Source organism: Rufibacter roseolus (genome assembly GCF_017916365.1).
Taxonomy (GTDB): Bacteria; Bacteroidota; Bacteroidia; order Cytophagales; family Hymenobacteraceae; genus Nibribacter; species Nibribacter roseolus.
Genome location: NZ_JAFMSU010000002.1, coordinates 684,252 through 708,152, shown reverse-complemented (window position 1 = coordinate 708,152; position 23,901 = coordinate 684,252). Strand labels below are relative to the sequence as shown.

Sequence of the window (23,901 nt, the reverse complement as noted above, 5' to 3'; positions counted from 1 at the left end):
GTGTTTTAGGGCCGTTTTACGGTGAACAACCTAAAAATGTGGTACTAAAAAGATATTTATTTACTCTTTAATAAACTTTTTCGCTGGCGCGAGCTTCCAGCTCGTGTCCGCACGCATTCCTGAAGCGGCATTGGTTAAAAAGTTAATTCACCTGTAGAAGGCACGAGCTGGAAGCTCGCGCCAGCGGTGGACATTACACTTGGAAAAATCCCTTGCAAACGTGGAGACAAGGCAGTGCCTTGTCTCCACGTTCCTTTGACTTTGGTATCATTTCTAGCCTGTTTTATTTGAAACTGGCCAAAAACAACTTTAAGGCCGGTACACCGGATATGCCGCAAGTTTGAGCGTAGCGGTAACTTGTGGCTGCCAATGATGCCAGTTTGTAACTGGCCTAGTGCAATACCTGATCACGTGTTTCGCCAGTTTCAAACTGGCGGTCATGAGTACTCCAAGTTACCGATGCGCTCAAACTTGAAGTAGGGTATATTTCCGGCCTGTTTTAGAGAAAACAGGCCGGAAATGATTTAGGCTTGGTATAAGACCAAACTCTCCGGTTGCAGGGTCACTTCTGCTCCAACGGCTACCGATGCCTCAGCAACTTGCGGGCCATTCCATTCCGGGGAAGCGGAGTCTAGCACCAGTTGCAGGTTTTTGGCTCCTATAGGCAGGGTCACTTTCTGTGGCTGCTGGGAGAAGTTCATCAAGGCGATGACTTGCTGGCTGCCTTGACCGCGCTGGAGAATCAGGGTTTTCTGGGATTCGTTGGCCTCGGCTTGCACGGCTTTGCGGTCCAGGTTTTTCAGGGCGGGCAGTTCGCGGCGCAGGCGCAGGAGGGTCTGGTAGTAGCGGAACAGGGTTTGGTGTGGCTCCTGCTGTACCAGGTCCCATTGCAGCTTGGAGTTGTTGAACGTTGTCTCGGCCATAGGGTCCGGGGCTTCGCCCTCGGCGTGGAAAGCGGCGAACTCGGCTTTGCGGCCTTTACGCACGGCTTCGGCCAAATCCGGATCGGTGTGGCTCACGAAGTATTGGAACGGATTAGGTTCTGCGTACTCCTCGCCCATCCAGAGCATGGGAAGGTACGGGCTCAGGAGCACGGCCCCGGCAGCCAGTTTCTGCATTTCAAAGCTCACCAGGGCACCCAGGCGCTCGCCCATCATGCGGTTACCCACGTGGTCGTGGTTCTGGGTGAACACCACGAACTGCCTGCCGGGGTTGTTCTCGGCCTTGATCCCAAACGTTTTCATCCGGTGCTCTGAGAACTGGCCGTCAAAAACGTAGGCGTCCTGGTAGGCTTTGGCCAGGTGGCTGATGCCCGAGAAGTCTGAGTAATAGCCGGTCTGCTCACCGGTGATGGTCACGCGCAGGGCGTGGTGGAACTCGTCAATCCATTGGGCATCCATGCCGAAGCCTTGTTGTTCCAGCGGATTGATGAAGCGGGTGTCATTAAGGTCCAGCTCCACAATCATGTAATGGTTGCGGCCGGTTTCCTCCATGAGTTGATTGACGTGCTGCTTCATCTCCCGCAGAATGTGGTTCGGGCTGAAGTCTTTGATGGCGTGCACGGCATCCATGCGCACGGCATCAATATGGAAGTCCCGGAACCACATCAGGAGATTCTCGGTGAAATAGCGGCGTACGCCATCGCACCAGGCATCGTCAAAGTTGAGGGCCGGTCCCCACGGGGTGTTGTATTTGTCGGTGAAGTAGTGGCCGTACACGCCCAGGTAGTTGCCCTCGGGGCCCATGTGGTTGTACACCACGTCCAGCACCACGGCAAAGCCTTTCTGGTGGCAAACGTCTACCAGGTGCTGCAAGCCTTTAGGTCCGCCGTAGGTGTTTTGGGCGGCATACGGGAAAACCCCGTCATAGCCCCAGTTACGGTCTCCGGGGAACTGCGCCACCGGCATGATCTCAATAGCATTTACCCCCAGTTCTTTGAGGTAGTCCAGCTTCTGCTCCAGCCCGGCAAAGGTGCCGTCTGGCGAGAAAGTGCCCGTGTGCAGCTCGTACATGACGTACTCTTCCAGGGGCAGGTTTTTCCATTGGTCATCCGTCCACTTGAACTTGTCTACATCAACGGCCTGGGACGGACCGTGCACGCTTTCGGGTTGGGACAAAGAGGCCGGGTCTGGGTATTCCTGGTCTTCGTCTATCCTGAATTTATAGGTGTCGCCGGGCTCCACCTGGTCGGTGGTTTCGTACCAGTAGCCAAATTCGCCTTTGCGCAGCGGAATGATGGTGTTTCCGTTGTTCAGGCATATCTCCACCTGCTCGGCTTTGGGTGCCCACACCAGTATTTCGGCGAGCCCCTGGGGATTAAAGGTAACACCCAGGGTTCTTTTGCTGACGTCTATTTTATTCATTCAGGATTATGAAAAATAGGGTTCTTCAATACTAAGACAGAGCGGCCTTCCACGTAGAAAGACTCACCGGCCTTATACGTAATGGGTTCTTCGGGTTCTACCTGGTCGCGGAAAGTATCCAGCACTACGGTCCATTTCTCGCCGTATTTTTCACTAGGCGCGTGAAACACAATGGAGTCATGGTAGGCATTGAAGATCACGAAGAAGGAGTCATCTAACACCACCTCGCCTTTGGGTCCGCGGGAATGCACGCCCCGGCCGTTGAGGTAAACCGCCAACGATTTGGCGTGGTCCTGCTCCCAATGCTCATAAGACATTTCATCGCCGGTAGGCAGGAACCAGGCAATGTCCTCTACCCCCTGCCCTTTAATAGCCCGCCCCTGGAACCAGCGGCGGCGTCTGAACACCGGGTGGTTCTTGCGAAAATGGATGAGCTTTTTGGAGAACTCCAGAAGCTGTTTGTCTGCCCCGGCCCAATTCAACCACGAAATTTCGTTGTCCTGGCAATAGGCGTTGTTGTTCCCGCCCTGGGTGCGGCCTAATTCATCGCCGGCTACCATCATGGGCACACCCTGCGAAAGGAACATGGTAGCCAGGAAATTCCGCTTCTGGCGGTTTCTCAGGTCAATGATCCACTGGTCATCGGTGGGGCCTTCTACCCCGCAGTTCCAGGAACGGTTATGGTCATCGCCGTCTTTATTGTCTTCGCCGTTGGCCTCGTTGTGCTTCTCATTATAGGAAACCAGGTCATGCAGCGTGAAGCCGTCATGGGCAGTGATGAAGTTGATACTGGCGGTGGGGCGGCGGTAGTCATCATAGTACAGGTCTGAGGAGCCGGTGAACCGGTTAGCGAACTCAGCCAGCATACTTTCCTCACCGCGCCAGAAATCGCGCATGCAGTCACGGTACTTACCGTTCCATTCGGTCCAGCCCGGCGGAAAGTTACCCACCTGGTATCCGCCTTCACCCACATCCCAGGGCTCAGCAATTAGTTTCACCTGCGAGATCACCGGGTCCTGGTGGATGATGTCAAAGAAGGAGCTCAACCGGTCCACAGCGTGCAGTTCACGGGCCAGCGCCGAAGCCAGGTCAAAACGGAAACCGTCTACGTGCATGTCCAGAATCCAGTAGCGGAGACTGTCCATGATCAGGCGCAGCACGCTGGGCAGGTTGGCGTTGAGGGTGTTGCCGGTGCCGGTGTAGTCCATGTAATACCGCTGGTTGTCATCTACCAGGCGGTAATAAGAAGCATTGTCAATTCCCTTGAAAGACAAGGTTGGCCCACGCTCGTTACCTTCACCCGTGTGGTTGTACACCACATCCAGGATCACCTCGATACCCGCTTTGTGGAGGGCTTTAACCATGTTCTTGAACTCAATAACCTGCTGGCCCAGAACCCCACTGCTGGAGTACCGCACATCGGGCGCGAAAAACCCTATGGTATTGTAGCCCCAGTAATTGGTGAGGCCTTTATCAAGCAGGTACCAATCGGTCACGAAGTGGTGCACGGGCAGCAACTCAATGGCTGTCACGCCCAGATCCAGCAGGTACTGAATGGTCACTGGGTGGGCAATTCCCGCGTAGGTTCCCCTGATCTCCTCCGGAATGTCAGGGTGGGTTTGAGTGAAGCCCTTAACGTGCGCTTCGTAGATGATGGATTTATGGTAAGCTATTTTGGGCGGGGTGTCATCTTCCCAATCAAAGAAAGGGTCAATCACCACCGATTTTGGGATATAAGGCGCACTGTCTAGGTCACCGTAGCTGAGGTCTTCATCCTCGTGCCCGAACTTATACCCGAACAGAGACTCGTGCCAGTTGATGGTACCAGAAATGGCTTTGGCGTAAGGGTCAATCAGCAGCTTATTGGGGTTGAATCGGTGGCCTTCTTCAGGCTCATAGGCTCCGTAAACGCGGTACCCGTACAGTTGGCCCGGTTTCAGTTCCGGCACGTAGGTATGCCACACCTCGTAAGAACGCTCTTCCATTTTCAGTCGGGCAGATTCCTTTGGAGCGTCTGGGGAATCAAAGAGGCATAATTCTACCCCGATGGCGTTATGGGCATACAAAGCAAAGTTGACACCTTCTCCGTCATAGGTGGCTCCTAATGGGAAAGGCTTTCCCGGATAGGTAATGATGTTCATAGATTTTGGGTCAAGTAAATGGATTGGCAGAACAATGGGTTTGTTTTACTCGCGTACCGTCTACGCATAAACCAAGGCCAGGTCTACACCCAAAGCATGGAAATATTCAATTATGTATAAGTTCAGATATTTATACGGATACCCCAGTCCCTACTTTTAACCCTCATTCACAACAGTTTACCCAACGCAGAATAGAGAAAAATTGAACCTTAAAAAATGTATAGCTTCTCCATTGGAAAAGGGCAAAAAAAAGAAGCCACCCTGGATAATCCGGGGTGGCTTTGAGGCTGTTTTCAGTAAAATGGGCCTAAAACAGGCTAAAAGATAAACTTGGTGCTTAGGAAGTTGGACTGCTCCTCGCTCACGATCTGGTTTAACAGCTGCTTGTTGTTCTCATTGAACTTGGTGGCCACCAATGACCTGATGGAGAAGGACCTTAGTGCATCCACCACTGATAGGGTACCCTCGGCGGAGTCTTTGCGGCCGGTGAACGGGAAGGTGTCCGGCCCGCGCTGGCATTGGCAATTGATGTTCACGCGGCTTACCTGGTTCACCAATGGATCAATTAGCGAAGCAATTTCTGAGGCATCCTGGCTGAAGACGCTCACCTGCTGACCATGGGTAGACTCTATTAAATATTGGATAGGTTCCTCCAGTTCGTCAAAAGCCACCACCGGAATGATGGGCCCGAACTGCTCCTCGCGATAGAGTTTCATCTTTTCCTTCACCGGGTACAGGATAGCCGGGTACACAAAAGACTCAAAAGCGGTGCCGCCGCCCGGGTTCACTACTTTGGCGCCATGGGCCACGGCATCGTCAATGCACTCTTGCAAGTAGGCGGGTTTGTGCGGCTCGGGAAGCGGAGTCAGGGAAACGCCCTTTTCCCAGGGCATGCCATATTTCAAATTGCTCACGGCCTGGGTAAGCAGTTCCAGGAACGCGTCTACTTTGGACCGGTGCACGAACGCGATCTTCAGAGCCGTGCAGCGCTGCCCGTTGAAAGACAAGGCCCCCAGAACCGTCTCTTCCACCGCCAGCTTTATGTCAGCGTGCTGGGTGATGATGGCGGCGTTTTTGGCGTCTAATCCCAGAATGGCGCGTAAACGGTTTACTTTTGGGTGCAGCTTCTTTAGTTCATCGGCTACCTTGCTGCTCCCGATGAGCGTGAGCACGTTCACTTTACCTGATTGCATCAAGGCCGGCACAATGGCGTGCCCCCGGCCGTAGATGGTGTTCACCACACCTTCGGGGAAGCTATCACGGAAGGCCTCCAGCAGAGGATAGAACAGCAACGTCCCGTGCTTAGGTGGTTTGAAAAGGATGGTGTTACCCATGATGAGCGCCGGGATCAACGTGGTGAAGGTCTCGTTTAACGGGTAGTTGAAAGGGCCCATGCACAGCACCACACCCAAGGGTGAGCGGCGTACCTGCGCCACAATGCCCTGCTCAATCTCGAAGCGGGAACTCTGGCGATCCAGGTTCTTGAGGGCGTCAATGGTGGCGTAGATGTACTCCACAGTGCGGTCAAACTCTTTCACCGAGTCGGCGTAGGATTTGCCTATCTCCCACATGATCAGCTTGACTATTATGTCTTTCTGGGCAATCATTTTCTGGGTAAAACGCTCTACGCATTTAATGCGTCCGTCCACTCCCATGGTAGGCCAAGCCCCGCGCCCGTTGTCATAGGCCGCTACGGCTGCGTCAAGCGCCTCCAGGGCTTCCTTCTCAGTACACACGGGGTAAGTGCCAATGAGTTTGCGGGCGTAAGTGCCGTCTGGCTGGGCCAGGGCCACGGGTGAATACACCTCATGTGCCGGACCGTCCCAGGCCTTCATGAAACCATTAGAAAGATACTCTTTCTGGTGGACCTCACCGGGTAAGGCGAACTCTGCTGGAACCTCTGTTTCCGCCACGAAAATGGACTTGAGAAGGTCTGCGGTAACCGGTTGGATTTTGTCTTTTACTTCCATTAAGATTGGGTCTAGAGACTCGTTTAACATCAAGCTGATTTTCCAATCTTATGCATTATAGAAATAGCCTCAAAACATAAATTTAAAATTTGCCATTTTTTAATTACATGAGCCATTTTTTTACATTTTTTAATTAAAACAGATTTTAAATAAATTATTTCAAACGCAAAAAGCCCTAACAGTTGTTTGTTTGACAATTTTACAACAAAATTTTCCTTAGCAGAGACGTAACGGAAAAGGGGTGCCGCAGGTAAAAAAACTGTAAAATTTATTGGAGTAAAACAGTAGCTGTCTCTATATTGACGCCGTTTAATTTCAAGTCTTAATTAATACTTCCAAAGGGTCCATTATCGCTGCAAGGGCACTGTATACCAGGTTAATTGCACTGTCTCAAAGTAAGACAACAGGTAGTGTAAATACCGGGTAAAAGGTGTGTAACAGGCGATTTTTGAAAAGAAGTAGGTACTGCATAACACTTTTCATTTTATGGCTCTTTTGGCTAACTTCGCCGCGAGGCGCAACAACCTAACTAAACACACACTTAAAGAAGTAATATGTCTGATTTTGCTGAACTAACGCTTGAGGGCAAATCGTACCAGTTCCCGGTAGTAACGGGCACTGAGAACGAGAAGGCCATTGATATTAATGCTTTACGCGCGCAAACTGGTTACATCACCCTTGACTCTGGTTACAAAAACACCGGTGCCACAGAGAGTGCCATCACATTTCTGGACGGTGAGGAAGGCATACTTCGGTACAGAGGGTACCCTATAGAGCAACTGGCAGAGAAATCTTCTTTTATTGAAGTGGCCTACCTGCTGATCTACGGCAAACTGCCTTCTCAGGTAGAATTAGACACGTTCGCAAATCAGATCAAAGTTCATACGCTGGTAAACGAGGACATGCGGAAGATCCTTGACGGCTTCCCTTCCACGGCGCACCCCATGGGTATCCTTTCTGCCCTGGTAAGCTCCCTTACCGCGTTTTACCCAGAGTCTGTTAAATCAAACCAGAGCAAAGAAGAGATTGACCTGACCATTATCCGTTTAATGGCCAAGCTTTCTACCATTGCGGCCTGGTCTTACAAGAACTCTGTAGGTCACCCGGTAAACTACCCTAAAAACAAGCTGGACTACTGTTCTAACTTCCTGCACATGATGTTCGCGTACCCAACCGAGGAGTACGAGATCAACCCAGTGGTAGTGGATGCCTTGAACAAGCTGTTGATCCTGCACGCCGACCACGAGCAGAACTGCTCTACCTCTACCGTGCGCCTGGTAGGCTCGGCCCACGCCAGCCTTTACTCATCAGTATCTGCCGGTATTAGCGCCCTTTGGGGACCACTTCATGGCGGTGCAAACCAGGCTGTAATTGAAATGCTGGAGGCCATCAAAGCCGATGGTGGTGATTCCAAGAAGTACATTGAGAAAGCCAAAGACAAAAACGATCCGTTCCGTTTGATGGGCTTCGGGCACCGCGTGTACAAGAACTTTGATCCACGCGCGACCATCATCAAGAAAACCGCCGATGAGGTATTGACTGCCCTGGGCATCAATGACCCTATCCTGAGCATTGCGATGGAACTGGAGCAAGCCGCCCTGACTGATCCTTACTTTGTGGAGCGCAAGCTGTACCCTAACGTTGACTTTTACTCTGGAATCATCTACCGCGCCATTGGTATCCCAACCGAGATGTTCACCGTGATGTTCGCCCTAGGTCGTCTCCCTGGCTGGATCGCCCAGTGGAAAGAGATGCGTGAAGCCAAAGAGCCCATCGGTCGTCCACGTCAGGTGTATACCGGTGCTCCGGCCCGTGACTACACGCCGGTTAACGAACGCTAGACATTTAATAAACTTAAAAGGAGAAGGTCAGACAATTTGCCTGACCTTCTCCTTTTATGGGAGTTTCCTGTTATCTTAAATAAATCTCTGGTCCAAGTTTCCAACTTGGACCTACCATGGGCTGAAGTTTGCAACTTCAGTGAAGGGGCAGCCTCAAAATAGGCTTTCTTAATTCAAAGAGCAGGCACGAAGACCAAGAACAGCAAAGACATTGCTAATTGGCAGGCTTTCCGTTTTGGGGTAGTTTTCGTAAAAACAGCTTAAATTTGTTTTTCCAAGAAACACGAATGTGCCAACGGCTAATGACGGAACCCACCCCTGCCCTACAAGGAGGGAAATTTTCCTAAGCCAAAGAAAGGCGAATCCTTTTGCCGACGATAAATACAGTTCGCCCACAAGTTCCTTTCAAGATGGCAAAGAAGAGAAGGTCTATTAAGGAAATTGTCTGGTTAGGGAAATGTCCTGTAACTAGTTGCGGGGCTATTTTTCCGAGAGTACGCCATAAACTGTCCTCTTCGCTAAGCTGGACAGGAAAGCCTTATTCTACTCCTCCTGGAACTATCCTTTTGCCTGAGATGGGTTGCGGAGACATTGCCTTTCCCCGTTGGTAAGCAATCCAGCCCCGGAACGCGCCGGTGGAATCATAATATTCCCAGTTGCCGTGCCATTTGTACATGAGGAGGTTGTTTTCCTCGAAAAGGTAAGCAAGTCCCTGGTGTGAGACTTTACCGTTGGGATGGTAAAAGGTGGTTTTGATCCGCTTGAGTTTGGGCTCGTACTTCTCCAGGCGCTCCAGTTTGCCGTCTTGTGAATAGGTTTTCCAGGTACCTTTCTCCTGCCCGTTTTTGAACCGCCCGGTGTACATGAGCTGATCGGGTTTATGGTCATAATAGGCGCGCCATTTCCCCTTCCGTATTCCATCTTTATTTACTTGGTTCCATTTCCAGGGCCATGTAAAACCGTTGCTTACCAAAGGAACCAGCGAAAAGACACAGATCACTAGTACTTTGATTCTTGGTCGTAGAATTTGCACAGATCAGAAGTTTTAGCCTTTAAACGATTTATTTCTGGTGGTTTAGGTGAACCTATTTTTGTTTTCTCACGCTGCCAAGCACCGGTGAATCTGTGGTGGGATTGCCTTTCACAAAGGTTTTCACTCCCAGCGGCCGTCCATCCAGATCAAAGTACTCCCAGTCACCTTCCCAATAGAAATGCACCCCGCCGCTTTCAGCATCCCGCAGGTAAGCCATGCCCCGGTGTGAGACCTTGCCGTTGGGGTGGTAATATACCGTTTTATAACTCTTGTTCCGCCGCTTGATCTTCTCAGTGAAGTAAAGCTTGCCATCAGCGGTGTACGTCTTCCAGACACCTACTTCTTTTCCGTGCCGGTACCTGCCTTTGTAATGTAGGATTTTCTCTTCATAATCATGGAAAGCCCGCCAGCGCCCGTTTTTCAGTTGTTTGGCATCATAGCGGTTCCAGGTCCAGGGCCAGGCTTGGGCCGGTTGGCTGAGGGACATAATTCCCAGCACCAGAGCAAATGGCAACCAGGTTCTGGGAGTAAGATATAGGTGTCTTTTCGCTTTTTCCATCATCAGTTGGGGTTAGAAGAAGCTTTACAAAAAAGAATCCAGGCTTAAAATTTAATCTTCAAATTATCTATTTTAAAACGAAATAATCGCCATCTTAGGTATCAAGGACGTGCGTCTTTGCATGGTTATTCTTCCACTTCTAAATCCGTTCGTGTGCAGACAGTTAGTAAACCCCGTAAACGAGCCGCCAAGTCGGCTGGTGAGGCAACGAAACAGAAAAAAGCCTTTGTTTTGGACACATCGGTCATCCTGTATGACCATAGTGCCGTGGAGCATTTTGGGGAGCATGATGTGGCCATCCCTATCACGGTGCTGGAGGAACTGGACAATTTTAAAAAAGGGAATGACATCAAGAACTTTGAGGCGCGGGAGTTCATCCGCTACATTGACACTCTCTCCTCGCAGCACATGCTTCAGTCATGGATTCCGCTGGAGGGTACCAACAAGGGCCGGTTCAAGGTACTCATGGGCAACGGGTCACCCATTGACGCCGAGAAAATCTTCAACGAAGACAAAGCCGACCACAAGATCCTGAACGCCACCCTGGCCTTGCAGCACGAGATGCCCGACCACCGGGTTACCCTGGTAACGAAGGACATCAACCTCCGGCTCAAGGCCCGGGCCCTGAACCTATCAGCCGAGGATTACGAGACGGGCAAGATCCAGAACGTGACCAACTTATACCGGGGTAATGACCTGGTGGAAGATATTCCGCACTCCGTCATCACCAAGCTGTACGAAGAGGGTGAGTGTCCGGTGGAGGAAGCACTGCCCAATCCGCCCAAAGACAACCATTACTTTATTTTGCGCAGCGCAAAATCTTCTGCCTTAGCATACTACAATCCAGAAGACCGTATTCTGGAACGCGTAGATAAGCCCCATGCCGTGGGCATTAAACCCCGCAACGCCGAGCAGACGTTTGCTCTTCACGCTATCCTGCACCCCGAGATTAAACTAGTGTCTATCCAGGGGGTGGCCGGAACAGGCAAAACTTTGCTGGCCCTGGCCGGCGCCCTGGAACAGCGGGAAGTGTACCGGCAGATTTACCTGGCCCGCCCCATCATCCCGCTTAGCAACCGTGACCTGGGTTTCCTGCCCGGCGATGTGAACTCCAAGATTGGGCCCTACATGGAGCCGCTCTGGGACAACCTCAAGTTTATCCAGAACCAGTTTCCTGAGCACAGCAAGGAAAGCAACCGCATAAAGGAAATGGTGGAGGATGACCGCCTGGTGATCACGCCGCTGGCTTATATCAGGGGCCGGAGTTTGTCTAACATCATCTTTATTGTAGACGAGGCCCAGAACCTGACTCCGCACGAGATCAAAACCATTATCTCCCGGGCCGGCGAAAACACCAAGATCATCTTCACTGGCGATATCTACCAGATAGACACGCCCTACCTGGACAGCCAGAGCAACGGTCTCTCCTATTTAATAGACAAAGTGAAGAACCACCCCCTATACGCGCACGTAACCCTGCAACGTGGTGAGCGCTCTGAACTGGCCAACCTGGCTAATCAGCTTCTTTAGAATTGTTGATTGCTGATTGTTGATGGATCACATAAAGTAAATCCCTTTTGGAGCCGTTGTCTTTAAAACAGCTCCAAAAGGGATTTCTCTTATTTCAGTGACCTACCGCTTAGGTAACAATCAGCAATTAACAATCAACAATATTACAACTTAACCAGGTACCGCTCTTTGAGGATGTTCATGTGGTGGCGCTCATGACCGGCAATGATGAAGGCCAGGGCCGAGGGAGTGATAGGGCTACCGTTGGCGTTACCTAACCTGGAAAAGCTAGCTGCTGGCAAAGACCTTAACAGGGAGAGGGTGGCCTCCCGCACGGTATTGTACTCGTCCAGAATATTATTGAGCGACCGCTCACTGAAAAATGCGTTGGCTACGTAATCATTTTCTTCAAAACCTGGCAATGGTTTCTGTTCGCCCCGGGCAATACACAGTGCTCGGTAGGCCATGATGCGCTCCGTATCAACCATGTGGCCCAGTAACTCCTTCACCGACCATTTTCCGGGCTCATAGGCGAAACTTGCCTCGCCCTCACTCACGCGTCCAAACAACTGCTCCACCTCCTGCCGCTGTTTTTGAAGCACCTCCAGGATATTGGCCTGGTCAGGAATGTGCTGGATGTATTTAGAGAAATACTCGTTATACTCGCCGGGTTTGGGTCTTGGAATCATAGTCTGCAGTATTTGGTATGGAGAACTAAGTAAGTAAGACCATGGCTAATTAACAAGCAATAGGGCCTTGTCATAAGGCTTTTCAAACCTACTGGCTAATTCTGGTTGTTTTCCTGGGTTGAAAACAGATCAGTACCTGGCTGCTCCTTATTGCGGTCGGTGGCCAATTTGTTTTTCCTTCTCAGGATATCTACCCGTATCCTTTCCTGCTTGTCTAAATAGGCTTTGAGTTCGCGGGTGGGAACAAAGGACACTTTCTGGATTACGGGGTCCTCGCCTTTTTGGCTAAAATCCTTGATGTTACACTTAAGCGCCTTCAGTTCCCTGATGATGGCGTCATACTTGCTGTTGGTGTTTGCAAGTAAAAAGGTGTACTGGTCTTCCTCAAAGACACCGTACCGCACAAAGGCCCCGGCCAGGAAAGAGCATTTTTCCTGGTTTGTCTCAAAGGCTTTGGGTTTCAGCACACCCTGGTAGATCTTCTGCTGCTTTGCATCTACCTGGTCTTTCCACTTAAAGGAATAGGCCTCGTTCATCTGCTCCACCAGCCGCTTGGCGTAAATTCTTCTGAAATCCTGGCAGTAATAGCAATCCGGCTTTTCCCATTTCACATTGGTGAACAGGATTTTGTTATAGGTCTTCTTGTTTTCGGCGGTAATGAGGGAATCAAGGAAAGTTACCAGCTTGATCTCCGTATTATGGAATTTGTCCACAACCGTACTTTCCTCTGGGTCCTCTTTAATCCAGTTCCTTCCGTTATAATCGTCCACCAGTCCTAAGACATACGGGGTAACTAATAACTTTTGGGCATTAACCTGCAGAACAAAAAGGCTGAAAACAGCCAAGAGCAAACGTTTTTTCATGGTAAAGGACCTATTCAAGCCAGTGGAAGATCGGTTATGTGTAATCAGATTGGTTCAAAGTGGTAAATCACCAAAGAGATATCCGGCTTATACCACAGAAGCGTGGCAAAAGCCGGACAATCATTCTTACCGGAAAAACAACTTTTCTTGGCTTAGCTATAATTCTTAAAACCAAAAATATTACTTTTCTATTTAACTGAACAAATCAACCTTGGTTCACAGCTATTTTCCTTAAACACAGGCTTAAATAGCACTCCTATATCTATCCTCGGGGTGGGAACGTATAACCGCCAAAACTATGAACCAAAACCACCTAGAAAAATGAATTCACTTGCAGACAAAGGCTTGAAGATATTCAACAACCCCTTTTTCAAATACATGATCTCCAAAGCATCGGGTATCATGAGAAAACCGGTGAAGATTGGCATGCTGCTCACCACCGCCTACGAGAAACTCACCGATGCCAACAGTTCAGAAAGCGGTATAGACCAGATCAAAGCCATTGGGCAGCGGCTGGTGCGCCTGGTGAAAGCCTATTACAACGGCTCTTACCGTGAGGTCAGTTCCAAAACGCTGCTGTTGGGTGTGGCCGTGCTCCTGTACCTGGTGACCCCACTGGACCTGGTACCTGATTTTATTCCCATCATCGGTTTTGCTGATGACCTCAGCCTGATGGCCTGGTTTATCTCCGCTTTCCAGGAAGAGTTGGAGAAGTTCCAGGTGTGGGAAGAAGGCACCGTAGGCGTGGGACATTCCTAAGGAGTATCATGTAGCGCGTATCACGTAGCACGACTTTTTAAATTAATGGCTGCGTTCCAGGTCTGTTTATAAGAAAACAGTCCTGGAACGCAGCCATTGTTTTTTAATTGATCAAGGTTATTGAAACCTACATGCCTATTTCCTTCCCCCAACCCTTTTTTCAACAATACAATCATCGTGATACATGATACGAGGTACATGATACTTGCTTGATACTTCTTCGTACTTTTGACTTTCTCAATTTAAAACTAACGTATGTTTAACCGCAAACAACTCTGTCTTTGGGTAATGCTGGCCCTTAGCTCGCTCTCGGCTTACGCCGATGAGGGCATGTGGCTGCCTATGTTGCTCAAGCAGCTTAACGAAGCTGATATGCAGAAAAAAGGCATGCGCCTTTCTGCCGAGGACATCTACAGCGTAAACAAATCCAGCCTGAAAGACGCCATTGTGCAGTTTGGCGCCGGCTGTACCGGGGAGATCATCTCCAACCAGGGACTCCTGCTCACAAACCACCATTGCGGCTACGGCCAGATCCAGTCGCACAGTTCCGTGGAGAACGATCTGCTCACCAACGGTTTCTGGGCCATGACCAAAGACCAGGAGAAACCCAATCCGGGCCTCACCGCCACTTTCATCGTGCGCATGGAAGACGTGACCAAACAGATTCTGGTCGATATCCCGGCCGGACTATCGGAGGCCGAGCGCGAGAAGCGGGTGCAGGCCAACATCAAAAAGGTGCAGGCCCAGACCACCGCGGGCACGCACTATGATGCCATCATCCGCCCGTTCTTCTACGGCAACGAGTACTACATGTATGTGACCGAGACCTTCAAAGACATTCGGTTGGTAGGCGCTCCGCCCGAAAGCATCGGAAAGTTCGGGGGCGATACCGACAACTGGATGTGGCCCCGCCACACGGGTGACTTCTCCCTGTTCCGCATCTACGCCGGCCTCGATAACAAGCCAGCCGCGTACTCGCCCAACAACAAACCTTACGTGCCCAAACACCACTTGCCTATTTCCCTGGCCGGTATCCAGGAGGGCGATTTCACTATGGTTTTCGGGTTTCCGGGCCGTACCACCGAGTACCTTCCCTCCCAGGCCGTGCGCGAGATCGCGGAAATCTCTGATCCGGCCAAGGTGAAAATCCGCACGGTGAAGCTGGGTATCCTGGACCAGGACATGAAAGCCGATCCAAGGGTGCGCATCCAGTACGCGGCCAAATACGCCAGCGTGAGCAATGCCCACAAGAAATGGATTGGGGAGATGCGCGGCTTGCGCAAGCTGAACGCCATCGCTAAAAAGCAGGAGCTGGAAAGACAGTTCGCCAACTGGGTAGCGCAGGAAACCGGCCGCAAAGCCACCTACAGCCAGGTAATGCCACAGTTTGAGCAGAACTACGCTACGCTGGCCAAAGGCATTACCCTGGCGCGCGACTATTTCAACGAGGCTGTTTTAGGCGTGGAATTGCTAAACTACGCCCAAAGCTACCTGAACCTGGCTGCCAGCCTGCAGGGAACCCCGGAAACCAAATCTGATGCCCAGGAGCAGATAGACAAACTAAGCAAAGGAGCCGCAGGCTTCTTCAAGAACTACAACCTGCCCACCGATAAGAAAGTGTTCACCGCCCTGCTGCAGCTGTACGTCAACGACCTGGAGGCCCAGTTCCAACCCGAGGTGCTGCAGACCCTGACCAAACAGTACAAAGGCAACTGGGCGGCTTACGCCGATTACGTGTACGCCAACACCAACTTGGCCTCGGAAGAAAAAGTGCAGAGCCTTCTGAAGCTCTCCCCAACCCAGCTCCAGGCCAAATTGCTGGCTGACCCGGCTGTGCAGTTGCTCAATGGCTTCGCTACCGTTTACAGGACCAAAGTACTGCCTACCTACACCGCTCTCAATGACCAGAACACCCTGCTAAACCGCACTTACCTGCAAGGGCTGCGGGAGATGCAGAAAGACCGGAAGTTCTACCCAGACGCCAACCTCACCCTGCGCGTCTCCTACGGCCAGGTAGACACCTATAAACCCGCCGATGGCGTGACCTATGACTACTACACCACCCTGGAAGGCATCATTGAAAAAGAGGACCCCATCATCCCTGACTACAAGGTGCCCGCCAAATTGAAAGAACTCTATCAGAAGAAAGACTACGGACAGTACGGAATGAACGGCCAGATGCCGGTGGCTTTTATCGCCTCTAACCACACCACGGGCGGTAACTCCGGCTCCCCGGTGATCAACGCCCGCGGCGAGCTCATTGGCACCAACTTTGACCGCAACTGGGAAGGCACCATGTCTGACATTATGTATGACCCTGATCGCGTGAGAAACATCAGCATGGACGCGCGCTACTTCCTGTTCATCGTAGACAAATTTGCCGGAGCGGGTCACTTGGTAAAGGAAATGACCCTAGTGAACAACGGTCCGCAGGCTGCTGCTCCTTTACAAGGAAGAGCGAACACCAAGATCAAAGTTAAGCAGGAGAAGAATAAAAAGAAGCTGAAGGTAAAAGCTGACTAATGCTGCTTTCACCCTGTTTTTAACAAAAAAGCCCGGAAATGCTCCGGGCTTTTTTTTATGCCTGCAATACTCCTGATTCTACAGCATCTTTAAAGTAGTTCAAGCGATTATTAATATCCGCCCGGAGGAGCCAGTTGATCAAAGGGTTCAATACAAAAGCCGCAAACTTCACTTGGAAGTTATACCTAAAGTAAACCCTGGTAAGTTCTTTACTTTTAAGCTTAAAACGCCAGCTACCAGAAAACTTTTTGAACAGCCAGGGACCTTTAGTCATTTCCATGGCCACTTGCGTGGGTGGATGAAAACTGATGTAGCGCACGGTCATGCCAATTCCTTTTTGGCTCTCACAATAGGCCTCCACTCCTTTGGCTGCCTGCGTGGCGCCATGTTCCAGCCGGGCCACGCCCAGGTATTTGTCCCAAAGCAGCCGCTGGTCATAATCCTGCGAGAACCAGAACAATTCCTCAGGTGCGCTTTTCACCAAAACAGAGCCTTCCAGGGTGGGCATAGGCTACTCTTTGCTGTCTTGTCTGGCGTCTGTTTTTTTGCCGCGCACCATCTGTTCAATGGTATCCCACATCTCATGTGGGACCTGATCCAGGTAGTTGAACTCACCGCCGCCGTAAAGCCACTCGCCGCCGTCAATGGTGACCACCTCACCGTTCACATACGCCGAGTAATCTGAGATAAGGTAAGCCGCCAGGTTCGCCAGTTCCTGGTGCTCGCCGTAGCGCTTCACCGGGATTCGGTTCAAAGGATCCAGTTTCTTAGCCAAGGCCTCGGGGAAAAGGCGGCTCCAGGCACCCTCCGTGGGGAACGGTCCCGGCGCGATGGCGTTGGACCTGATGCCGTACTTGGCCCACTCTGCCGCCAGGGAGCGCGTCATGGCCAGCACGCCAGCCTTGGCCGTTGCCGAGGGCACCACATACCCTGAGCCGGTCCAGGCGTAAGTTGTTACGATGTTGAGGATGGTACCGGGCTGTTGTTTATCAATCCAATGTTTACCTAAGGTGAGCGTACAGTTGTAGCTGCCTTTCAGGACGATATCCACGATCACGTCAAAGGCTTTGGGTGACAATCTCTCTGTGGGGCTGATGAAATTACCGGCGGCGTTATTCAGCAAACCATGTACCGCCCCGAACCTGTCCAGGGTGGCTTTCAGCATGGCGTCCACTTCCAGCGGCTTGCGCACATCGCAGGCAACAGGCAGCACCTGGCCGCCGGTCTGCTCCTCCATTTCCCGGGCCGTTTTCTCCAAAACCTCCATTTTGCGGCTGGTGATGACCAGGTTGGCCCCCAGTTGCAGAAAGTAGATTCCCATAGACTTACCCAGGCCGGTTCCGCCCCCGGTAATAATGATAGTTTTGCCGTTTAGCGCCCCATCCCGGAGCATTGGTTCTGAATATGTACCCATACATGAATATCTAAGTTGGAAAGATAATATTTCTGTCCTGCTTTAGAATTAGTTTGAAAAATAATATATTTATCAAAAGAAAAAATTGCACCTAAAAAGGTGCCCTGCGCTGCGCCAGAATACTTAAAACTAAGTATTTCAAAAGTTTTACAGTTTACCTAAACTGTCCGGACAATCGCTTGAGAGTTTTTGGCCAAGCCGTGAATGTAATGAAAAAATTATACTTCCTTTTTTTGTGGTTCATTCTGGCTGCGTTCCCCCTTCTGGGTAGGTCTCCGGTGGTTCTCATGCAGGAGCTCAACAGGGCCACTACGCCGCAGAAAAAAGTAGAGCTCTTTAACAAGATAAGTGAGTATTACCGCGAGGTAGATCCCCAACAAGCCATCCTCTACGGGCAGAAGGCCGCCGATCTTGCCCAGCAGATCAATGACCAGAAACAGCTGGGTGCAGCTTACAACAACATCAGTATTGGCCATTACTGGCTCAACAACCTCATCAAGGCGTCTGAGTTCACCTACAAAGCCCTTAAAATCCGGGAAGACCTGCATGATTCCATCGGCATGGCCTCCAGCTATAATGCGCTGGGCAACATCCACCGGGGGCAGCAGAACTATAAGGAGTCCCTGGCGTTTTTCCAGAAAGCCCTCAATATAGGGCGGCGCATTAACCGGCGGCGCACTATCAGTACTTCGCTGAACAACATTGGCGCCACTTATGAACTCATGGAGCAACCTGAGAAGGCGCTGGACTATTACCTGCAGGTAAAGGAGATCAACAAAGCAGAGGGTGACAAATATGACCAGGCACTCAGTGACCTGAACCTGGGGAACATTTATTTCCTTTTAGGGCAGAAAAAGAAAGCCCTGGACCATCTGTATAATTCATTGGAAATAAGCGAGCAAACCCGCAATGAGATAAACAAAATATACATCTACCGGTGCCTGGCCCGTATTTACCTGCAAAGTAAGGATTATTCCCAAGCCGCCAACCTGGGCCTGAAAAGCCTGAAGATATCGCAGCAGGTGCCTTCCCCGGAAGGTGTACAGGAAGCGTCATTGCTTTTGAACGAAGTATACCTGGCGCAGAAGAATTTCCCTTTGGCGCATCGTTACCTTACGCTGCATACGGCCTACAAAGACAGCCTTTATAACCGTCAACAAAACGAGGCCCAGGCAGAGATGCACGCCAAATACGAGCTGGAGAAAAAAGAGGCCGAGAATCACCGTCTGCGGGTGGAGCAGGAATTGCAGAAAGAAAAGTTGGTTCAGAAAGGGCTCATCCAATACGCCACGGGTATTTTACTTTTGATGGCACTTGCCTTGGCTTACGTCTTCTTCAAAGGCCGCCGCAGAGCAAAAATCACCAATGAGCAGTTATCAGACTTCAACCTAGTTATACTGGAGAAAAACCAGGACATTCAGCAGCAAAAAGAAGAACTAGAAAAAATAAACCACCAGAAAGACATCCTCTTTTCCATCATTGCGCATGATTTAAGAAGCCCCCTCATTTCTTTGCAATCGCTTTTGCAACTGCTGGCCATGGGTAAACTGCCCCCAGAGAAGCTGGACCGCTTTGTGAAGGAACTTGACACCCAGCAGCAAAACACTTTGAGCCTTCTGGACAACTTACTGGTTTGGGCCAAAACCCAGATGAAAGGCGTGAACCTGGAGCCAGAACCCCTGCAATTGCACGAACTGGTAGAGCAGAACATCAAATTATTGCGCCCACAGGCGGAGAAAAAAGGCATTATCCTCCAGAACAATGTTTCGCAGGATCTTTGGGCTCTAGTAGATGAAGAAACCCTGAAGCTGGTGTTCAGAAATCTCATCTCTAACTCCATTAAATTCTGCCATTCCGGTGCTGTAGTAGAGGTTTTCGCAGAACATTTGGACGAAGACCAACTGGTGGTGACGGTGAAAGACTGCGGCGTGGGTATAAGCCCGCAAAACCAGTTGAAACTTTTCGGGGCGAATAACTTCAAGGAGAAAGGCACCGCCAACGAAAAAGGCAACGGCCTGGGCCTTATGCTCTGTAAGGAATTTATTGAGAAGAATGGCGGAGAGATCTGGGTGGAAAGCGAAGAAGGCGTGGGTTCCCAGTTCCATTTCACCGTGCCTGCCTACCAGGTGCTGGAACACGCCGAGGCCTTCTCTCCTTCGCCGGAGGAAGAAGAATCACTGGTGTAGTTTCTTAACTGCACTACCAAAATGGTCCCTTAGAAGCTTATGGGCTCCAATAATTCCGCTTAGGCAAACCCCGGGGATGCCCTGCCCCGGGTAAACCGTATCTCCGCAGACGTAGGCTTTATGGCCATCTAACCGCGCGTCCTTCATCTGCCAAGGCTTGATGCGCTGGTACTGCGGATACCCTCCTACCTGGCCCCACTCTCTTCCGGTCCACTCAATCCAGGCACCGGGCGTTGCGGCCTGCACAAATCTTACCTGCTCCTGCGTAAAAAATCCCTGGCTGGCGAGGAATTGAACAACCCAATGCTCTAGTTCCTTTTTCTGGTTCACCCAGTTTTCCGGCGGGTTAGGCACATGCGTACTGACGGAAGCCACACACATGCCTTCGGGAGCCCGTTGTAAATCATCGGGGTGACTGAGGCTGACGAAGATGCTTTTGCTTTGGAGATAAGGCACCCCTCCGGGTACATGTAACTGGTGGTGCAACACACTTGGCATTTGACTGGACCTGTCAAAGACAATACCCCATGTAACAGCCCCATTGATTTGCTCTGCCGGCAGTAAATGTCTGTTTAGCTTCTGCTTTACCATTTCACTTTGGAAAAGGGCGCTCACGTTGTTCAATGGAACTCCACAAACCAGGAACTCGGCAAATAAAGGTCCTTTGTCGGTGTCAATGAGGTATCCCTTTTCAGTTTGAGGGGTGATTTGTTTGACCAGGCGGCGGTAAAGCATTTGGCCATTCTGCTGCTCCAGGTATTGCACCACGTGTTCATTCAGCTGGCGCAACCCACCTGGCAGATAATAGTTGCTATATTGGGTGTAACATAAAGCGGTGGCCCCGAAGAGAACATTTACCTCGGGGTGGTAGTTCTGGGCCGTAATGAGCAACTGCTGGTCTACAAATTCTACGAACCGGGCATTCTGCAGGAGACCGTACTTATCTAGGAGGTCCCGCATGTTCTGGAAAGCCATCGGCACCAAACCTAATTGTTCCCACCGGACAGATTTAGCAGCCTGCCACAAGTCTGAAAAGGAACTGAACGGAAAGCTTAACTGCCGCAAAGAGGTGCGCCACACTTTCTGGCTGATGCCGTAGCAGGTTTCCCAAAAACCCCGCTGTCCTTTCTCCCCGAATACTCGCTCCGCTTCTTTAATCCATTCCTCCAGATTTTGAAACCGGGTGATTAGTGTTCCGTCTGTGAGGCGCACCTGCATGGGAACCTCCAACGGGATGAGTGGCAACGAAAGATTAAGTTGGTCTGCCAGATACCGCACCGGCATGTGTTCATCAAGCCCCACCAAGGTGGTAGCGCCGGTCTCAAACCAGTAACCTTTTCGTTTGTAAGAAGAGGCACAGCCGCCCGGATAATTGTTCTGCTCCAAGACCGCTACCTGCAGACCTGCCTTCGCCAGGAGAGCCGCCGCTGTGAGCCCCCCGAAACCCGAGCCGATTACCGCTACCTGAACGTGTTTTGCCTCCATGTACAGCATGAACCAAATCAAGTTAGTTTTGTTGCGGTGCTGGTCATTTCAAGCGTTCTTTGCGGCATGGAAAAGAAAAGAATCAGTGTGATGGGCTGCGGCTGGCTGGGTCTCCCTTTGGCCCAGGAACTGGTGAAACAAGGCCATCAGGTGAAAGGCTCCACCACCACGCCAGCCAAAGTAGAGGTGCTCCGGTCCGCCGGAATTGAGCCGTTTTTGCTCTCTTTTCCCGAAAACAGCTCTAAAACGGATCTGCAGGATTTCTTAGCTACTGATGTCCTGGTTTTCAACCTTCCGCCTTCCCGATCTGCCAGTGAACAAAGTTCTTATGAAGACCTCCTGCAAAAGGTCTTGGTCGCGGCGCCGGCTTCCTTAAAAATGATTTTTGTCTCTTCCACCTCGGTGTACCCAGACCTGAACCGCGAGGTGAAAGAAGCGGATGCTGTGGCCTCATCTGACGCAGCATCACTGATGCTCCGATGCGAGTTCCTGGTGCAGCAATCCTTCGCTGATTCCACGATAGTACGTTTTGGGGGGTTGATGGGCTGTTCCCGGCACCCCGGCCGGTTCCTGGCTGGTAAAACCGAGGTTCCGCAGCCAAATGGCCCGGTTAACATGATCCACCTGGCAGATTGCGTGGGCCTGCTCCTGGGAATCATCCAACAAGAGAAATGGGGATTTACCTTCAATGCCTGCGCGCCGGAACATCCCACCCGGGAAGAATTCTACACCCAAGCCGCTCGGCAACTGGGCCTAACTCCTCCTTCTTTTGCCTCCCAGGGTAAGGAAAAATTCAAGATCATCAACAGTGATTTTATCCGGCAGGTATTAAATTATACTTTCTTGTTCCCAGATCCACTGGATTGCCTTTCAGCCCCTAACTTTTAGCATTCAGGCTGTCTGGCTTAAACTAATGCGTGCCGTTTTTTGTCTAATTTTGTAGAAGTAAGCGAAAAATAGATGCAAGAGACAGTTGTCATTATTGGAGGAGGCGCGGCAGGTTTTTTCGGGGCCATTACCTGTGCCGAGGCCAACCCCCACCTGCGGGTTATTTTACTGGAAAAGACAACTAAGCTGCTTTCAAAGGTGCGGGTTTCTGGTGGCGGACGCTGCAACGTGACCCATGCCTGTTTCCAGACCTCCGCTTTTTCCTTGCACTACCCCAGGGGCCAGAAAGCTCTGAAAAAACTGCTGCCTTCCTTTGGCGCGCAAGACACTGTGACCTGGTTTGAGAACCGTGGGGTGAAACTCAAAACCGAAGCCGATGGCCGCATGTTTCCCCAGTCAAACTCTTCAGAAACCATCGTGGACTGCCTGGTTCAATCGGCCAGGAAAGCGGGGGTGGAAATAAGGACTGGTCTGGGAGTGAACGAGATCCAGGTACAAGAAGAAGGCCTTCCGCACAAAAAGTTTGTTCTGCAACTGAGTAATGGCGAAAGCATTACAGCCTCCAGAATATTGGTAGCTACTGGCGGCAATCCCAAACCAGAAAATTACGAGTGGCTCCAGAAACTAGGCCATACCATTGAGTCACCGGTTCCTTCGCTATTTACCCTAAACGTTCCCTCCTCTCCTTTCAAAGACTTGCAGGGAGTGTCCGTGCCTAAGGCGAAAGTTAAACTCACGGGTCAGAAACTGGAGACCGAAGGACCTTTGCTCATCACCCACTGGGGCCTGAGCGGTCCGGCGGTATTGCGGTTCTCGGCCTGGGGCGCTAAGGTCATGCACGGCCTGGCTTACACCGGCACTGCCCTGGTGAACTGGGTACCGGATTTTACCGAGGATCAGGTGCGCCAGCAGATCCTACAGCAACGTCAGAACTCCCCTAGAAAAACCGTGTTCACCAACGCGCTTTTCAACCTCCCCAACCGGCTTTGGCAACGACTCTGCGAATTGGCTGAGGTCCCTGAGGCGGTGAAATGGTCTGAACTGGCGGGTAAAGCGCAAAACAAGTTGATTGAGCTTTTGCTCCGCACGCCTTTTGAGGTGAAGGGAAAGACTACTTTCAAAGAGGAGTTTGTGACCAGTGGCGGTATTAAGTTGGAAGAACTTTATTTGGAACGGATGGAAAGCCGCCTGGTTCCTGGACTTTTCTTCGCGGGCGAAGTCGTGGATATTGATGGGATTACCGGTGGGTTTAACTTTCAGGCGGCTTGGACTGGAGGTTACCTTGCCGGAAAGGCGATGGCGCAAGCAGCTTAGGTTACCTTTTGAGTTTTGTTAGGCGGAGCTTTATTCTTTTCTAGCTTAATTTCTTACACAGTCTTTTCACTAAAGGCATTTCTGGACTTGTAGTCCGCTTGTGCTGGCGAAGGGCCGCTGTTAGCGTAGGTTCATAAGCTTGGTTGTTGCATCGCTAGGCTCCGTGCGCTCACGGCCGCGGGGCCCCGCCTTCCGGCCTCGCGCTGCGCCAGCTTCCTTTGCTTCCTTCGGTCGCAATGCCTGTCGGCACCGGAACCTGACAAGGCGCTCCACCGAAAGGCTGGAGTTGGGAATGCACCGGCAGGAACGCTCCAGACCTCACAGGTTTTGAAAACCGGTGAGGTCTTCTATTTTTGACATGGTT

The 23,901-nt window shown here is 51.1% G+C and carries 17 protein-coding genes; 7 read left to right on the top strand and 10 right to left on the bottom strand.

Annotated features, from left to right (window positions below; all coding sequences use genetic code 11):
* Positions 1 to 524 precede the first annotated feature (524 nt).
* The 3 genes from treZ to J3P35_RS11890 form a co-directional block, all read right to left on the bottom strand.
* Positions 525 to 2,363 carry a malto-oligosyltrehalose trehalohydrolase gene (treZ, locus tag J3P35_RS11900; protein ID WP_210464814.1) on the bottom strand — a complete coding sequence of 613 codons (1,839 nt, stop codon included), beginning with the start codon at positions 2,361 to 2,363 and terminating at the stop codon, positions 525 to 527.
* Positions 2,360 to 4,504, bottom strand: coding sequence for a glycogen debranching protein GlgX (gene glgX, locus J3P35_RS11895; protein ID WP_210464813.1), 2,145 nt, complete (start codon positions 4,502 to 4,504; stop codon positions 2,360 to 2,362). Before glgX ends, treZ begins: the two co-directional genes overlap by 4 nt.
* Positions 4,505 to 4,821: 317 nt before the next feature.
* Complete coding sequence (locus J3P35_RS11890) at positions 4,822 to 6,474, bottom strand: NADP-dependent glyceraldehyde-3-phosphate dehydrogenase (RefSeq protein WP_210464812.1); 1,653 nt, start codon at positions 6,472 to 6,474, stop codon at positions 4,822 to 4,824.
* Positions 6,475 to 7,028: 554 nt separating this feature from the next.
* Here J3P35_RS11890 and J3P35_RS11885 point away from each other — a divergent pair.
* The gene (locus J3P35_RS11885; RefSeq protein ID WP_210464811.1) at positions 7,029 to 8,315 is read left to right on the top strand and encodes a citrate synthase; all 1,287 of its coding nucleotides are present in this window, start codon (positions 7,029 to 7,031) and stop codon (positions 8,313 to 8,315) included.
* A 538-nt stretch (positions 8,316 to 8,853) separates the two neighbouring features.
* Here the strand turns inward: J3P35_RS11885 and J3P35_RS11880 are convergent.
* Positions 8,854 to 9,348, bottom strand: coding sequence for a toxin-antitoxin system YwqK family antitoxin (locus J3P35_RS11880; protein WP_210464810.1), 495 nt, complete (start codon positions 9,346 to 9,348; stop codon positions 8,854 to 8,856).
* 52 nt (positions 9,349 to 9,400) lie between these two features.
* The gene (locus tag J3P35_RS11875) at positions 9,401 to 9,835 is read right to left on the bottom strand and encodes a toxin-antitoxin system YwqK family antitoxin (protein WP_210464809.1); all 435 of its coding nucleotides are present in this window, start codon (positions 9,833 to 9,835) and stop codon (positions 9,401 to 9,403) included.
* Positions 9,836 to 10,138: 303 nt separating this feature from the next.
* Between J3P35_RS11875 and J3P35_RS11870 the strand changes: the two genes are divergently transcribed.
* Positions 10,139 to 11,437 carry a PhoH family protein gene (locus J3P35_RS11870; RefSeq protein WP_246850190.1) on the top strand — a complete coding sequence of 433 codons (1,299 nt, stop codon included), beginning with the start codon at positions 10,139 to 10,141 and terminating at the stop codon, positions 11,435 to 11,437.
* A 143-nt stretch (positions 11,438 to 11,580) separates the two neighbouring features.
* Here the strand turns inward: J3P35_RS11870 and J3P35_RS11865 are convergent, their stop codons facing one another.
* Both J3P35_RS11865 and J3P35_RS11860 read right to left on the bottom strand, forming a co-directional pair.
* The gene (locus J3P35_RS11865) at positions 11,581 to 12,105 is read right to left on the bottom strand and encodes a DinB family protein (RefSeq protein WP_210464807.1); all 525 of its coding nucleotides are present in this window, start codon (positions 12,103 to 12,105) and stop codon (positions 11,581 to 11,583) included.
* Positions 12,106 to 12,200: 95 nt separating this feature from the next.
* A complete protein-coding gene (locus J3P35_RS11860; RefSeq protein WP_210464806.1) occupies positions 12,201 to 12,968 on the bottom strand; it encodes a hypothetical protein in 768 nt (255 codons plus the stop codon).
* Between the two features lie 321 nt (positions 12,969 to 13,289).
* Between J3P35_RS11860 and J3P35_RS11855 the strand changes: the two genes are divergently transcribed.
* A complete protein-coding gene (locus J3P35_RS11855; protein WP_210464805.1) occupies positions 13,290 to 13,727 on the top strand; it encodes a YkvA family protein in 438 nt (145 codons plus the stop codon).
* A gap of 255 nt (positions 13,728 to 13,982) precedes the next feature.
* The gene (locus J3P35_RS11850) at positions 13,983 to 16,250 is read left to right on the top strand and encodes a S46 family peptidase (protein WP_210464804.1); all 2,268 of its coding nucleotides are present in this window, start codon (positions 13,983 to 13,985) and stop codon (positions 16,248 to 16,250) included.
* Between the two features lie 55 nt (positions 16,251 to 16,305).
* Here J3P35_RS11850 and J3P35_RS11845 read toward each other — a convergent pair whose 3' ends face one another.
* On the bottom strand, positions 16,306 to 16,758 hold the full coding sequence (locus tag J3P35_RS11845; RefSeq protein ID WP_210464803.1) for a type II toxin-antitoxin system RatA family toxin: 453 nt from the start codon (positions 16,756 to 16,758) through the stop codon (positions 16,306 to 16,308).
* 3 nt (positions 16,759 to 16,761) lie between these two features.
* A complete protein-coding gene (locus tag J3P35_RS11840) occupies positions 16,762 to 17,664 on the bottom strand; it encodes an SDR family oxidoreductase (protein ID WP_246850188.1) in 903 nt (300 codons plus the stop codon).
* Between the two features lie 209 nt (positions 17,665 to 17,873).
* Here J3P35_RS11840 and J3P35_RS11835 point away from each other — a divergent pair, with 209 nt between their 5' ends.
* Positions 17,874 to 19,850 carry a tetratricopeptide repeat-containing sensor histidine kinase gene (locus J3P35_RS11835; protein ID WP_210464802.1) on the top strand — a complete coding sequence of 659 codons (1,977 nt, stop codon included), beginning with the start codon at positions 17,874 to 17,876 and terminating at the stop codon, positions 19,848 to 19,850.
* Here J3P35_RS11835 and J3P35_RS11830 read toward each other — a convergent pair.
* Positions 19,839 to 21,356, bottom strand: coding sequence for a phytoene desaturase family protein (locus J3P35_RS11830; protein ID WP_246850186.1), 1,518 nt, complete (start codon positions 21,354 to 21,356; stop codon positions 19,839 to 19,841). The genes J3P35_RS11835 and J3P35_RS11830 overlap by 12 nt on opposite strands.
* Before the next feature lie 45 nt (positions 21,357 to 21,401).
* Here J3P35_RS11830 and J3P35_RS11825 point away from each other — a divergent pair, with 45 nt between their 5' ends.
* Both J3P35_RS11825 and J3P35_RS11820 read left to right on the top strand, forming a co-directional pair.
* Complete coding sequence (locus J3P35_RS11825) at positions 21,402 to 22,223, top strand: SDR family oxidoreductase (RefSeq protein WP_210464801.1); 822 nt, start codon at positions 21,402 to 21,404, stop codon at positions 22,221 to 22,223.
* A 72-nt stretch (positions 22,224 to 22,295) separates the two neighbouring features.
* Entirely contained in the window at positions 22,296 to 23,537 is a 1,242-nt protein-coding gene (locus J3P35_RS11820) for a BaiN/RdsA family NAD(P)/FAD-dependent oxidoreductase (RefSeq protein ID WP_210464800.1), read from the top strand.
* Positions 23,538 to 23,901 lie beyond the last annotated feature (364 nt).

Bases quoted from the DNA above. Each gene is read 5' to 3' on its own strand.
- treZ (WP_210464814.1), bottom strand. From the start codon at position 2,363: ATGAATAAAATAGACGTCAGCAAAAGAACCCTGGGTGTTACCTTTAAT.
- J3P35_RS11820 (WP_210464800.1), top strand. From the start codon at position 22,296: ATGCAAGAGACAGTTGTCATTATTGGAGGAGGCGCGGCAGGTTTTTTC.
- J3P35_RS11865 (WP_210464807.1), bottom strand. From the start codon at position 12,105: ATGATTCCAAGACCCAAACCCGGCGAGTATAACGAGTATTTCTCTAAA.
- J3P35_RS11850 (WP_210464804.1), top strand. From the start codon at position 13,983: ATGTTTAACCGCAAACAACTCTGTCTTTGGGTAATGCTGGCCCTTAGC.
- J3P35_RS11875 (WP_210464809.1), bottom strand. From the start codon at position 9,835: ATGTCCCTCAGCCAACCGGCCCAAGCCTGGCCCTGGACCTGGAACCGC.
- J3P35_RS11845 (WP_210464803.1), bottom strand. From the start codon at position 16,758: ATGCCCACCCTGGAAGGCTCTGTTTTGGTGAAAAGCGCACCTGAGGAA.
- J3P35_RS11885 (WP_210464811.1), top strand. From the start codon at position 7,029: ATGTCTGATTTTGCTGAACTAACGCTTGAGGGCAAATCGTACCAGTTC.
- J3P35_RS11860 (WP_210464806.1), bottom strand. From the start codon at position 12,968: ATGAAAAAACGTTTGCTCTTGGCTGTTTTCAGCCTTTTTGTTCTGCAG.
- J3P35_RS11825 (WP_210464801.1), top strand. From the start codon at position 21,402: ATGGAAAAGAAAAGAATCAGTGTGATGGGCTGCGGCTGGCTGGGTCTC.
- J3P35_RS11835 (WP_210464802.1), top strand. From the start codon at position 17,874: ATGAAAAAATTATACTTCCTTTTTTTGTGGTTCATTCTGGCTGCGTTC.
- glgX (WP_210464813.1), bottom strand. From the start codon at position 4,504: ATGAACATCATTACCTATCCGGGAAAGCCTTTCCCATTAGGAGCCACC.
- J3P35_RS11855 (WP_210464805.1), top strand. From the start codon at position 13,290: ATGAATTCACTTGCAGACAAAGGCTTGAAGATATTCAACAACCCCTTT.
- J3P35_RS11890 (WP_210464812.1), bottom strand. From the start codon at position 6,474: ATGGAAGTAAAAGACAAAATCCAACCGGTTACCGCAGACCTTCTCAAG.
- J3P35_RS11840 (WP_246850188.1), bottom strand. From the start codon at position 17,664: ATGGGTACATATTCAGAACCAATGCTCCGGGATGGGGCGCTAAACGGC.